Raw genomic sequence first — 12,995 nt, forward strand, 5'->3', positions numbered from 1 at the left:
TCTTCCAACTTATTTGAAGTTGTATGTCTTTGGACAGAGAAAGTTTCTTAAGACCGATTAAACACTTTTAAAATAGTTTAGACTGATCTCCATCTTGCAATGAAAGACACTAATAAAAAAACCGTTCCAGTAGAACGGTGAATTAGAGTTTTACACTTTCTATCGCTTGTTTGACACTTCCAAAGGTTTGAAAAGAAGAAAAATCTATACCTGCTTTAACAATTACCATCGATAAGTTAGGACGGATTCCTGTAAATAGCACTTGGATACCAAGTAGCTGAAGCACATTGTGAATAGCAAAGATATGTTGGGCAATTTCTTCGTCAATGGTTAAAATACCTGAAAAATCAATGATTAATACATCAATATTCATGTTGGGAATAGTAGGAAGGACATAAGATAACAAATGCTGAACACGAATATAATCGATTGCTCCAACAAGCGGAAGAACTGCTACTCCACTTTGAATTGGAACGATTGGAGCACTTAATTCATTGATTGCTTTTTGATGTTCTCTCATCATTTGGTCTTTAAATCCCTCGTAGGCATACATCTTATCTACGAGCCACACATCAATTAGATGGCTAACTTGGTTGTTAATATTCACTATGTTTTCAGCTGAAATTTTTAGCTTTAAACACACTTCATTGATATATTCCAAAAAGATAGACTTACTTTTCACGTTCGGCTTAATATAAGCAGAAAAGCTATAAAAATCTGCTATCCCTTCTTCTTTAACTTCCTTAATCCAACTAACTAATTGTTCCTCTGCAAGCGCTCTCGGTTTAGTTAAAGCATCACCAAGAATGGCAATGAGCTGTTGATTTTTATTTTTATTGATCAAATAGGGTTCAAGCTTAATATTTTTTTCTATACTATTTAATTCTGCTAATATTCGTTCTGTAAGCTCATCACCAATGGATTCTGCATTTTTTACTAAATACTCGCTTACTGTTAAAATCTCGTTCATTTAAGTACACACCCTCTAGAAAGATTCCGTGGCGTTAGCTAGTTCCTTTTTTGTAATCTTCCAATGTGATGCCCCCAGGAGGCCTTCCCATCTACAATCAAAAAGGACTGTGGAGACTCATGTTTAACTCCAAGATCATGTTCTATCTCATTAGACACAGCCCTGCTTTCAATTACCTTCACTAAATATTTTTCCACTGGCGATTCAAAAGAAGTAAACTCCGCATATGCATGAGCGCTAACCGGACAAGTAGTGCTATGTTTTAAAAGTAATAACTTATGGCTTTTTGACTGTTCCAACACATCTTTCCACTCTTCAATATTTGTAATTTCCTTAAAATTGGACACTAAATCACCTTCCTTATTCCTTACTCTTACCCTCCATAAGCCACTTTAAACAATTATTACAAAGGTGTTACTGGTGCCTGGCACCAGTAACACCTTTGTAATAAAAATATCCTCCCAAACAAAACTCATTCTTACGCTCTTTGCTGTTAAAAAAGGTACAGTATTTGTACAAATTATTTATCCTGATTCATTATTGTTTAGGGCTCTATCAAGAAGAGAATATTAGATATATATTAAATACTTTAGAAATGAGGTTTACCAATGAAAAATAGCTTAGTTTCTTCATTATTTTTGGTCTCTACTTTGTTGCTCTCAGGTTGTGGGGATAGTAAAGAGGATACTCAAGAAATTCCGGAAGGCATGGCTTCAGATCCAAAACAAGATGCAACTGTTGAACAGCCAGCTAATGTGGAAGAGCAAATTAAAGATCTTCCATATAATAAATTTAAGCTAGCTATCTATACAAAAGAAAATAAGGATGCAACTGTGCTAGCAGAGTTTGATAAAAAAGACGGTGAAACCGAGGCTATATATCGTAATGATTATGCTTCTACCGACCTTAAGGGAGACCCAGCATTTGCTCTTTTACAGCCCATTCTCATCGAGCTTCAGTTAAATCAAGAGATGAGCGAAGAGGAAGTTATTCAACATGTGATGAATACTTTTGGAGCGGAAGATTATTCTAGCTTCGAATTGGAGATTGACTATGTGGAGGGAAAAGAAATTAAATATAATCGAACAAAATAAAACAAGCCTAGCTTGGAGAAATCTTGAATCTCCCATGCTAGGTTTTTTACTTTAGTGACCAGGTTAAAATTATCCGTATTAGCTAACTAAAACTCATTTTACTGAAATTATTTTATCGCTTTTACAGATTATGACCATAGTTTTTAAAAGTAGCTTCATTAATAAATGGTAAATAATTGTTTAACCTATATTATATTTGGATATTAAAAGAATAGGCACTATAACGTCTAGGAGGGAATATTTAAATGATATATAAAAAACGAACGTTAATAATGGCATCTATATTTTCCACTGCCTTGTTGTTAGGAGCTTGTGGTGATAATAACGATGACAAAGATGAAAATGTCTTGAAATCGGACGTTGTTGAACCTAATCCAGAAGAAAAGTCAGGAGAAGCTATTTCTGAACCTGAAACGGATTATGGATTTCAAGAATTTACATTAACCATTGATACACCTGATAACCAGAAATCTGTAATAGTCGAATATAAAGTAGATTCTTCTTCAGCAGTGTATAAAAATATGCATACTGCTGTAAATACAGAAGGTGATGGAGCTGCAGAAACGCTAGACCCAGTTTTTAAGGAATTAAACCTGAAAAAAGACATGAACACCGAAGAAGTTGTGCAACAGGTTACAGCAGCATTCGAAGTAGATGAATATACAGCCTTTAACTTAGATGTACAATACGATGACGGTGAAACAATGAATTATACAGTTAACTAAAATACAAAGTGCCAAGCGGACAATTTTTCCCCTTGGCACTTTTTTATATTTCAAGTATATTACAGGTGCCAGGCACCTGTAATATACTTGGCATGGTTATCGGTCTTCGAAACGGGCGCATGCAATGCCAAATACTGTGCCTAGGGCTGCTCCCGCCAACACTTCGATTGGTTGGTGACCCAGTAGCTCTTTTAGTTCTTCCTCTCTTTGAACTAATTCGAAGCTTGGGAAATTTCCAGAAAGCGCCACGACATTGTCCTCTAGGTCGTTAACTAGTTGTGCAATTTCCCCAGTGTGACGACGAATACCTTGTGCATCGTACATGACGATTGCACCAAAAACAACGGCTAATGCTGTTTCTGTGTGTCGTGTTCCTTTGTTGGCTGCTACATAAGATGCAAGGGCTGCAACACCTGCTGAGTGTGAGCTTGGCATTCCTCCTGTTGTAAATGCCTGCTTGATGTCCCATTCCCCTGTTAGTTTTTTATGCGTGAGCACCTTTAAACCTTGAGCCAACCCTATTGCCGATAAAGCAGTAATAATGCCTCGATTCATTTTTGTCATCTATGCAACCTCCATTGAACTATGTATTTTATTGTTTTAAGAATAATTAATTATAATTATAGCCTTATTAAAGTACCCTATATACAGAAAAATAATCTTTCCAGCTATAAGAAACACGTAAATATATATAACTCTTACACATTTAAATAGGCTCACCTCGAATATTATTTCTCCAATCACTAGCTTCTTCCTATTTATCTTCGAGTGAAAAGATATACAATTTCTACTTTCTTATAAATTAAAAAATCTCTTTAAAGCACTCGGCTCTAAAGAGATTTCCTTATATTATTGTTCCTCGTCTTGAACTATATTAGATGTCTCTGGTGCTTCGAATATTACTTGTAAGCCTACCTCTAATCGCTGTGCAGGAGTGCTGTTAGACACCTCCACTGGCAGCTGGAAGAACTGACTAGTTAAAGAAGTTGTACCAGGTTTTTTATAGTTAGTGAACTGAAATGGTCGAATATCCCAAGAAATTGCCACTGTATGCTCATCGCCATCCGAATCAACAATAGTTGTTTGCTTAGGCAGTTGTGCAAGGAACTCATCGTAAGTAATGTCAGAAGGAACTGTTAAAGGCTCTAATGGATTAATAGATTGTAAAGTAACTTCTGACTTTAAAACAATCTTTACATAAGCCGTTTTATTCTTCGTAATTACCAGTGGGTTGGAGTCTGCATGATAAGTTGTTTCTTTATACGCTTCTCCTAATTCAATTTTGTCTACATTCATCGTATCTAACGTATCGAAATGAATCGTGTAAGCACCTTCTGGAATGTCCTTCATTTGATACACATGCTTCTGATTACTTGGCGTGGAGCCTACTTGATAAACTTTATTTGTCTTTTTATTCTTCAAGCTAAAGTTGCTAATATTGGTGAAATCTATCTTATTCATAGAGGAAGTGCTATCTCTGAATAAGCTGACTTGTGTATTCCCCTTTTCAGGTTCTGCAAAAGTCACTTGAATTGTCATATCTAGACGTTGTGCTGGCGTACTATTAGATACCTCTATAGGTAAACTGAAGAATTCACTGGAAAGGGTCATAGTCCCCGGCTTTTTATAATTTTCAAATTGGAAAGGTCGTACGTCCCATTTCAATGAAACTACATGCTCCTCGCCTGTTGAATCGACAATTTTACCTTGTTTTGGTAAGGCTGCTTGGAATTCCTCGAAGGTAATATCATAAGGAACAGTTATGTTCTCTAATGGTTTAATATCCTGTAATGTAATCTCTGATTTTAATACAATTTTTACATACGTCGTTTTATCCTTCGTAATCACTACAGGATTAGTATCTGGATGGTAGACAGTTTCTTTATAGGTGTCTCCAAGGTCAATGCGCTCTACAAGGAATACGTCTGGAGTATTTACCTCGATCGTATAAGAGCCTGCTGGGAGGTCCTTCATTTGAAATACATGCTTCTGATTGCTTGGAGAAGTCCCTACATTATAAACTTTGTTTGTTTCTTTATTCTTCAATGCAAAATTAGAAACAGTTGCAAAGTTAATTTTATTCACGGAAGAGGTACTATCCTTGTATAAACTTATGTGAGCAAGACCTTTCTCAACCTTTACTTTAGCCTTTACCGAAAGCTCTACGGAATGCTCAACCTTTGTGCCATCAGCTCTTGTCAGCAACATTACAACTGTGCCTGTCTTCGCTTCTTCACCAACTTCTGGCTGTACAATTCGACCGTCTACAACCATATCCTCAGGTGTAGATGTTAATGTCACTAAATAATCTTCACCAATTAAAGCTGATATTTTATCGAGCAAAATATCTCCTTCTACCAATTCTCCAATTGTACTTGGAGTAATTTTAGCCACCTCTGCTTCAGCAGCTTTCAAATCAGCTACTTCCTTAATTAGCTTGTCCGAGTTTGTAACTAAAGCTTTTTGATTATTAGTTAGTTTATTATATTCAGCTTGCGCTACTGAAATCGCATTTTTATATTCTGAAGCACTTGAATCTTTTTTAATTTGATCTATTAATGCTACTACCTTTGCAGCAATTAACTTATCTTCCTTAGCCGCTTTTAACGCTATTAATGCATTTTCTGCGTCCACTAATCTAGTTATGTCTACTAGCTTTTTCTGGTTTTTGGTCAACTTCTCATACGTAGCATGGACTACTTTAATAACTTTTTCATCGCTTTCCTTCACCTTAGAAGCTGGAGGTACTACATAGAGCATTGCCATAAATAGCTTTGCTACAGTTTGATCAATTATTGAACTTAAAAAAGGAGACTTAGAAGAAGTCTTCATCGTATTTTCTATTTGGATTTGAGCCTTTTCTACAGTATCAATTGGAGATGCATAAGCTGCACCCACAAAAGAATTAGAAAGAAGAGATATTACTAAGACAAACGCAACTACTATTTTTTTCATATGCTTCCCATTCATCGAATTCCCCCTATTTTGTATGAATCTTCTTTAAATATTATCAAAATTTAATATTTTCCAAAGATATACATATTATTATCAATTCTATCTATCTATACTTTTAATTTCAAGAAAATTTAGTTTATTAATAAACAACCTATGATTCCAAAGGCATTTCTCTTTTCAAAGTAAAAAAATATAAATGTAAAAATATTACTTAAAATATTAAAATAATACAAAAATTTTAATAAAATTAAATATTTCAGGTTATATTATTTTAATTTTATTCCATAAAAAGGGTTAAAAAGATTTTTTAAATGTCATACTACTAAGACTATTTTTTCAAGAAATAAAACAATGTTAAGGAGTTCTTCTCTTATGGACATAAAAATTAAAAACGAGCCTATCGAACAAAATAGGTGGCTTTTTACAACGTTTCTTCTTTTAGTATTAGCTATTTGCGATAGCTTAATCACCCATTTCGGTTTAAGTAACAGCTATATAGAAGAATCCAATCCACTTATGCGCTATGTATATGAAAACAGTGTATTTATATTCTTCTCGATTAAAATCGTTTTGCCGCTTCTGTTTATGTATATTATGACAAAATTAAAGCCTAAAGCTTATTTGCAGCTCCTTATAGCGGGTGCCCTATTCCTTTATGCATTTGTACTGTTCAAACATATATTTTGGTTATATATGTTGTTTATTGCATAAGTAAAATTTGCATGGCGAAAAAAATCCAGCAACTATTTAGCCGCTGGATTTAACTTATATCGGATTTTTTCTTCACGTTCCCATTTTTGCAGTAAAGGAAACGGATCGTAGGCCCATTCTGTACGTCCATTGTATTTGTACATTCCATAATGTAAATGTGGTGCAAACTTACCAGATGTACCTTTCTTGCCGTAGCCAGAACTTCCTACATAGCCGACCACTGTGCCTGGCTCTACAATGCTTCCTTCCTCTATTCCTTTAGCGTAGCCTGAAAGATGGGCATAATAATGATACGTATTATTAACATCTCTAATCCCTACCCGCCAGCCGCCATAGTCATTCCACCCTTTAGTTTCCACTATCCCGTACGTTGCTGATTTTACTGGAACTCCGCTATAGGCAAAAAGGTCTGTTCCCTCATGCATACGTCTACCGCCCCATCCCCGTCTGTCTCCCCACGTACTGCGGTAGCTGTAGTCATGCCGAATAGATAGTACAAAGGCTCGTTTATCTAAATTTAGCACTTCATATGTCTTATAAATTTTAGCATTCGTCATGATTTGTTTGACCGTTATTTCTTTGTCGTAGTATTCCCTTAAAGCCCTTTGGAAATCCTTTTCAGAATGCACTCTTGGACTTAAATACTGGACAAGCGTAAACATGACGTCCTCATCATTTTGACGATCAGCGAATCCGTCATTATTACCATCTCGACCTTGTCCATCAAAAAATGAAATAGTGGTTAAATTAGTATCATCCCCTAGCGGATTCAGTGGTCCCACCCAAAAGTCATCTGTAAACTGAATAGCTACAACTCCATCACGCTCTGGTAAATCTTTTCTAACCTCTTGAATATTTCTTTCGTATTGGTCCACTGCCGCCAAGTAATACCAAGGTAATGTATCTGTAGAATACCTTATATAATAATCCATCCGCTTGTCTAAAATTTGCTCGCGCGTGAGTTCCTCGGCTGCCGAAACCTCGGAGGTAAAGAACAGAAATAGGAAGCCGATGGATAAAGATTTTACAAGTAAGCGCATCAAATCAAAATACCTCCTTTTTTATTCTTTCAGTAGTTTCCCCAAACAAACTAATTTCATGAATCAAAAATGGAAACATATTTAATGGTCTTTTGAACAAAATAAAAACGACTGTCCAATGTAAGACAGTCGTTAAAGTCAATTTTTACACGCTTCAATAAATTTTTTAAAAATGGCAATGGATGGGGCATCTTCTTTATTTACCAAGCATTCTGGATGCCACTGTAAACCTAATACAAAAGGATGATTTTCACTTTCAAATGCTTCTATAATTCCATCACTAGCTAAACCCGAAATTTTGTATCCCTTAGGAACTTCTCGTACAGCCTGATGGTGAAAGCTGTTTACTTTTATGCGATTTTCTCCAATTATTTGCTTCAGAACTGTTCCTTCATTGACCTGAACATAGTGTGAGGCGTGAGTTCTTGTTGCTTTTTGATCGTGCTGCAGGAGATCTACTTTCACCTGATCGTATATATCCTGATACATATCACCGCCAGCAGCTATGCTTAGGATTTGAGCCCCTCTACAAATTCCTAAGATTGGTTTATTTTGCTCAAGCATCTTTTTAATCAGAGCTATTTCAAATTCATCCCGTTCTGGTACGATATTTCCTAGACCTCTATGGGGCTCTTCGCCAAAAAGAGTTGGGTCAATATCTCCGCCACCTGTTAATAGTAGTCCATCTATTAAATTTGAAATAGACTCAATGACATCGATCTCCATATTTGGTAACACAATAGGGACGCCACCGAATCTTGCAATCGCATGAATATTGTCGGTCGGTACAGAAAGTACAAGATCCGTTAAATTCGAGGAAACACCAATGACTGGTTTCATAGAAACCTCCTTAAAATTTTCCTATAATTATACAATAAATATAAATATAGTGAATAATGTAAAATGACTATTAATTCTTCTGTAAAACAGGTAAATTCATAAAGTTTTTGTAAGCAAATCCCTGTACCTCTTCTTCTGAATAGCATTTCAATAACTCATTTATCAAAACTGGGAAATCAGAGGATTTGTGAAGACCATTTGTATAGAAATCCATGCCATCAAAATCAGAGCCTAATCCAATTCGCTTAACTCCTCCCAACGAACATAGATGATCAATATGCTTGATGAGATCAGATATTTCGGCTGTGTCCTTACCATTAATAAAAGGAGGATAAAAAACGACATGGATATGCCCACCCTTATCAAACATTGCTTTTATTTGTTCATCATTTAAATTTCTTGGATGTTCACATAGATTACTTGTATTCGAGTGAGAAGCAAATGGAAAATTTGCTAGATTCATCACATCCCAAAATCCTTTTTCACTTAGATGCGACACATCTGTTAAAACTTTATGCTCATTGTTTAAGAGCACAACCTCCTTACCAAGTAGCGTTAGTCCTCCTCCTCTTGGCTCTCCTGCTCCATCTGCGCATAAATTGGCATTATTCCACGTTAATCCAATGGAAAGCACACCGAGCCTATATAAATGACGCAGCTTCATCAGATCGTTCCCAAACGCATCTGCTCCCTCTAATGCTAAAATGGCACCAATCTCTCCATCCTTTAACTTTCCTAAGTCCTCCCACTTTTTTATATGCTTCATCCTTGGATTTTTTCCCAACACTTCCGTATAGAACAAATCGATTTGCTCTAAAGCATGTGCCCATTTCTGATCATCTGGTATATTCGGGTAAATAAAAACGGCAAAAAATTGTGCAAGGACATTTCCCTCTGACAATCGCTCAACGTTTGTTTCTATTTCAGGAGCATCCGTAAAGGTAAGGGGATTTACTTGATAAACTCTTCCTCGTTTGGCTAACTGTAGCTTCAACAGTGCATCACAATGCGTATCAATTATCTTCATTTTTTCATTTCCTTTCCCGAGCGAGTTGCTTCTTATTTATTCTCATAATGGAGAGAGTTGCCTCTATAATCGGACCGCTCGCTATCATAAGCAGACACTACAATCTTAATAGGACAAATTTTAAGCGTAACTTTTAAATATTTGACGAGAGCTATAAAAAATACGATTTATTTCCCCGTTATCGTCTTTTAAAAACTCGATTAGATTTTCTTGGTCCTCCAACGTACCGATAAATAAATTACCCTCTATAAATCGGAGAGGATTATTGCCTGCATTAGATATAATAGCCAAACTGCCATCCACAATGTCTACATTAACCTTCATACCTTCACCAGATACGAACTTTCCTCTGTATTTTTGAAGCTTTTCTAAAGGCAAATCTTTGGTTGTAAACTGAATATGCTTTGCAGTTGGCGCCCTACTCTCCAGCACATTTAATGCTCCTAGGAAAAGCTTGTCAGATGGGACATCCGCTAAACTACTTAATAGCACACCAGAAATTCCTTTGTCGGGTAAGATACCCATAAAAGAAGATACTCCCTTCAATCCACCACCATGATTAATAAAGGCTGTTCCAAAATAGTCAGGAACCACACGTAGTCCATAACCATAAAAGCGTCCTTTTTCAAACTCCACATGAGGGTAGATCATCTGCTCTACACTTTGCTCTTGAAGGATTCTCTTATCCCCAGCCATGCCTTTGTTTAGAAAAATATTCAAATACTTAAGTATGTCATTTTGAGTGGATTTCAAATAACCTGCTGCTCTCATAGAAGGCGCATCCCACCATAGGGGAGCCTCATAAACTTCTAGTCCCTTAGAGGTATGCCTAGACATATATAAGCTCGTTACATTATCTTTTTCTTTTATTTTTGATAGGTCAAAAAAGCTATTATCCATTTGAATCGGCTGTAAAATATGTTCTATAATATAGTCCTCATAGGTTTGTCCACTGACACGATTAATGATAATCCCAAGCAGCCCATAGCAATCATTAGAGTAGCTAAACTCCATGCCTGGTTCTCCAAGCAATTGAAAATCTTGATTAGAGATGTAAGAGATTAGCTCTTCGTACGTATCAATAGCCGCCTCCGGATTATTTACTAAATCCAGCCCATAATCCTTGGCCGACGGATCTTGGTCAATGCTTCGCTTCCTAGCATAAACATGAGTTGCAATAGGGGGTAGCCCTGAGGTATGGGTCATTAGATGGTGAATCGTGATTTTCTTTGTTTTCTTTTCATCCTTGGTCTTAAATTCAGGGAGATACTTTACAATTTCATCATGAACAGATAGTTTTCCAGCCTCCTGAAGCTGCATAATCGCAACACAGGTAAAGGATTTTGTCATAGAGGCTATCCCAAATACAGTATCAGCATTGATTGGGAGAAGATTCTCGACATTTCTGTATCCAAATGCTTTTTCATATATTCGTTTGTTGGTTTGGTTAAAAGCAATTCCCACTCCAGGGATCAAATGCTCTTCTATTAAATCATTCGCATATTGCTCGAAAAGATCCATCTTTTCAATTTTGTTTACCATTCTGAAGTCCCCCTTTATTAGCTAGCACATTTAAGCTTGTCCATTCTCTTGGAAATATTTTAGCATAATACTATCTTCAAAAGACTAAATTTTTAGAAAATAAAAATAATATTTTGCTATATCCGTTTGAAAACATAGGACTCTTCATCTCAAATAAGGCAATCGTCCAAAAATATATATGAAGTACAAGGATAAGCTAGAACTCAATCCTCTTGTTGATCTAGCTTATCGTAATACCGTTGTAGAAACCCTTTAAAAATAGAAGCCAGCACTTGTTGAAACAACATCCCAAGAACTACTGGTATGGCTACGGCTGGTTGGAAATACGTAGTTGCTAGCACTACACCGGCACTAATATTGCGCATTCCTCCCGTAAAGGCCATCGCGATAACGGTAACTTTTTCTTGTTTTAATAGCTTTCCAGCTAGAAAGGAAAAGACATAGCCTAATATGGAAATAATAATTACTACTATTCCAAGTCCTATTAACCTATAGTTCTCCTCCAATAAATACGGAGCAACAACTGCACCATTTAGCATGACTACAATACTCATCCCTAATTTCGAAAATGGTGATAGCCTGGCACTTAAAATGTCTACTACCTTCCCCTTGGTCACCTGGTTTAAAATCATCCCTGCAATAGATGGGATAACTATAGTCCAAAGTAAACCAAGCATCATACCCACTGCATTAATTTCCACAGTTCCTCCTACAAGGAGGTCTAGCGTTAGAGGAACAATAACTGGAGAAAGAAGTGCACCTATTAAAATTATAGTCAGTGCTAGCACATTGTTTCCCTTTGAAATTGCAACCCATACAAAGCTCGTAATTCCAGTAGGAATCGCCATGGCTAAGACCATCCCTGTTATAGTTAGGGTTTCTCCCGGGAACATAAGATGACCGATTCCAAGTGAGACTAGTGGCATGATAATATGCAAAATAGTTAATGTAACAAATATTGGTAACGGGTGTAAAACAGCATCTTTAAACGAAGCAAAGTTTGAATTTAAACTTCCGGCAAAGGTCATGAACGCGAAAATCCAAGGTATTAACCAAGCAAAATCTACAATATAGTCAGAGATCAGTACGCCGATAACAACACTTATTGGAATAAAATACGCCATCGTCTTCTCAAGAAATTTATTTATGTGGAACATGATTGCAGCCCTCCCCATCTATCTTTTATGTATTTCATGAACCTCACACAAAAGAATAACCATATCTATTCTTTCATATATTTATATATCGGTTAAAAAGGGAGGCTTATATGGGATATTATGTAAAGGTTGAAAAAGGTGTGAATATTTACATAGAGGATGTCAATCCTTCCGCTAATAAAACCATCTTATTCATTCATGGATGGCCAGCTAATCATCAAATGTTTGAATATCAATTCAACCAACTCCCTGTACTAGGATATCGTTGCATCGGCGTTGACTTGCGCGGCTTTGGAAAATCCTCCAATCCATGGAGTAGCTACTCGTACGATCGGATGGCAGACGACATTCGAGTTATTATAGACACCCTTCAGCTAGAAAGTATTACTCTAATCGGTCATTCGATGGGGGGAGCGGTAGCTATCCGTTATATGTCCCGTTATAAAGGACACCAAGTAAATAAACTTACTCTTGCTGGTGCAGCAGCCCCGGTTTTCACAATGCAGCCCGACTTCCCTTATGGCACCTCAGTGGAAGTAGTAAATGAATTATTAAACAAGACTAATAGTGATAGACCTAGGATGGTACAGGATTTTAGTGACATCTTCTTTCAAAGTTACTTAAGCGAAAGTTTCCAACATTGGTTTCAAAGTCTATGCCTAACCGCTTCCGGACACGCAACAGCGAAGTGTCTTGAAACGTTACGAGACGAAGACTTAAGGAGAGATCTCCCTGGGATTCAAGTACCAACACTCATCCTTCATGGTAAATGGGATAAAATTTGTCCCTATGTGCTAGGTGAACTCATGCATGTCTATATTAAAGACTCTACATTAGTGTCATTTGAATATAGCGGTCATGGATTGTTTTACGAGGAAAAAGAGAAATTTAACGAAGAAATTGCAAAGTTTATAGACTAAAATCAAATAGGAGG

13 protein-coding genes are annotated in these 12,995 nt (G+C 36.5%); 4 read left to right on the forward strand and 9 right to left on the reverse strand.

The window, feature by feature from the left end; translation table 11 throughout:
- Positions 1-142: 142 nt before the first annotated feature.
- Both D0S48_RS07680 and ytxJ read right to left on the reverse strand, forming a co-directional pair.
- Positions 143-970, reverse strand: a complete 828-nt coding sequence (locus tag D0S48_RS07680; protein ID WP_144537392.1) for an STAS domain-containing protein — start codon at positions 968-970, stop codon at positions 143-145.
- A 38-nt stretch (positions 971-1,008) separates the two neighbouring features.
- Positions 1,009-1,317 carry a bacillithiol system redox-active protein YtxJ gene (gene ytxJ / locus D0S48_RS07685; protein WP_370455733.1) on the reverse strand — a complete coding sequence of 103 codons (309 nt, stop codon included), beginning with the start codon at positions 1,315-1,317 and terminating at the stop codon, positions 1,009-1,011.
- Positions 1,318-1,578: 261 nt separating this feature from the next.
- On the opposite strand from ytxJ, the gene D0S48_RS07690 reads away from it, so the two are divergent.
- Positions 1,579-2,064 carry a YusW family protein gene (locus D0S48_RS07690; RefSeq protein WP_151111047.1) on the forward strand — a complete coding sequence of 162 codons (486 nt, stop codon included), beginning with the start codon at positions 1,579-1,581 and terminating at the stop codon, positions 2,062-2,064.
- A gap of 245 nt (positions 2,065-2,309) precedes the next feature.
- Entirely contained in the window at positions 2,310-2,789 is a 480-nt protein-coding gene (locus D0S48_RS07695) for a YusW family protein (RefSeq protein WP_144537386.1), read from the forward strand.
- Between the two features lie 96 nt (positions 2,790-2,885).
- Here D0S48_RS07695 and D0S48_RS07700 read toward each other — a convergent pair whose 3' ends face one another.
- Positions 2,886-3,353: a divergent PAP2 family protein gene (locus D0S48_RS07700; RefSeq protein ID WP_151111049.1), complete on the reverse strand. Its 468-nt coding sequence runs from the start codon at positions 3,351-3,353 to the stop codon at positions 2,886-2,888.
- Positions 3,354-3,638: 285 nt separating this feature from the next.
- Positions 3,639-5,759, reverse strand: coding sequence for a hypothetical protein (locus tag D0S48_RS07705; RefSeq protein WP_151111051.1), 2,121 nt, complete (start codon positions 5,757-5,759; stop codon positions 3,639-3,641).
- A 357-nt stretch (positions 5,760-6,116) separates the two neighbouring features.
- On the opposite strand from D0S48_RS07705, the gene D0S48_RS07710 reads away from it, so the two are divergent.
- Positions 6,117-6,455: a DUF5658 family protein gene (locus D0S48_RS07710; RefSeq protein WP_144537380.1), complete on the forward strand. Its 339-nt coding sequence runs from the start codon at positions 6,117-6,119 to the stop codon at positions 6,453-6,455.
- Between the two features lie 32 nt (positions 6,456-6,487).
- Here the strand turns inward: D0S48_RS07710 and D0S48_RS07715 are convergent, their stop codons facing one another.
- From D0S48_RS07715 to D0S48_RS07735, 5 genes are all read right to left on the reverse strand, one after another.
- The gene (locus tag D0S48_RS07715; RefSeq protein WP_151113743.1) at positions 6,488-7,495 is read right to left on the reverse strand and encodes a M23 family metallopeptidase; all 1,008 of its coding nucleotides are present in this window, start codon (positions 7,493-7,495) and stop codon (positions 6,488-6,490) included.
- Positions 7,496-7,633: 138 nt separating this feature from the next.
- On the reverse strand, positions 7,634-8,335 hold the full coding sequence (locus tag D0S48_RS07720) for a gamma-glutamyl-gamma-aminobutyrate hydrolase family protein (RefSeq protein WP_144537378.1): 702 nt from the start codon (positions 8,333-8,335) through the stop codon (positions 7,634-7,636).
- Between the two features lie 70 nt (positions 8,336-8,405).
- Complete coding sequence (locus D0S48_RS07725) at positions 8,406-9,362, reverse strand: dipeptidase (RefSeq protein WP_151111053.1); 957 nt, start codon at positions 9,360-9,362, stop codon at positions 8,406-8,408.
- Between the two features lie 120 nt (positions 9,363-9,482).
- Positions 9,483-10,904: a serine hydrolase domain-containing protein gene (locus D0S48_RS07730; protein WP_151111055.1), complete on the reverse strand. Its 1,422-nt coding sequence runs from the start codon at positions 10,902-10,904 to the stop codon at positions 9,483-9,485.
- Between the two features lie 203 nt (positions 10,905-11,107).
- Positions 11,108-12,064: a bile acid:sodium symporter family protein gene (locus tag D0S48_RS07735; protein WP_151113745.1), complete on the reverse strand. Its 957-nt coding sequence runs from the start codon at positions 12,062-12,064 to the stop codon at positions 11,108-11,110.
- Between the two features lie 107 nt (positions 12,065-12,171).
- On the opposite strand from D0S48_RS07735, the gene D0S48_RS07740 reads away from it, so the two are divergent.
- Positions 12,172-12,981, forward strand: a complete 810-nt coding sequence (locus tag D0S48_RS07740) for an alpha/beta fold hydrolase (protein WP_151111057.1) — start codon at positions 12,172-12,174, stop codon at positions 12,979-12,981.
- The last annotated feature ends 14 nt before the right edge of the window (positions 12,982-12,995 follow it).

The organism is Psychrobacillus sp. AK 1817 (genome assembly GCF_008807035.1).
Taxonomy (GTDB): Bacteria; Bacillota; Bacilli; order Bacillales_A; family Planococcaceae; genus Psychrobacillus; species Psychrobacillus faecigallinarum.

Coding starts and splice junctions, on each gene's coding strand:
- D0S48_RS07680 (WP_144537392.1), bottom strand. CDS start 970: ATGAACGAGATTTTAACAGTAAGCGAGTATTTAGTAAAAAATGCAGAA.
- D0S48_RS07690 (WP_151111047.1), top strand. CDS start 1,579: ATGAAAAATAGCTTAGTTTCTTCATTATTTTTGGTCTCTACTTTGTTG.
- D0S48_RS07695 (WP_144537386.1), top strand. CDS start 2,310: ATGATATATAAAAAACGAACGTTAATAATGGCATCTATATTTTCCACT.
- D0S48_RS07700 (WP_151111049.1), bottom strand. CDS start 3,353: ATGACAAAAATGAATCGAGGCATTATTACTGCTTTATCGGCAATAGGG.
- D0S48_RS07705 (WP_151111051.1), bottom strand. CDS start 5,759: ATGAATGGGAAGCATATGAAAAAAATAGTAGTTGCGTTTGTCTTAGTA.
- D0S48_RS07710 (WP_144537380.1), top strand. CDS start 6,117: ATGGACATAAAAATTAAAAACGAGCCTATCGAACAAAATAGGTGGCTT.
- D0S48_RS07715 (WP_151113743.1), bottom strand. CDS start 7,495: ATGCGCTTACTTGTAAAATCTTTATCCATCGGCTTCCTATTTCTGTTC.
- D0S48_RS07720 (WP_144537378.1), bottom strand. CDS start 8,335: ATGAAACCAGTCATTGGTGTTTCCTCGAATTTAACGGATCTTGTACTT.
- D0S48_RS07725 (WP_151111053.1), bottom strand. CDS start 9,362: ATGAAGATAATTGATACGCATTGTGATGCACTGTTGAAGCTACAGTTA.
- D0S48_RS07730 (WP_151111055.1), bottom strand. CDS start 10,904: ATGGTAAACAAAATTGAAAAGATGGATCTTTTCGAGCAATATGCGAAT.
- D0S48_RS07740 (WP_151111057.1), top strand. CDS start 12,172: ATGGGATATTATGTAAAGGTTGAAAAAGGTGTGAATATTTACATAGAG.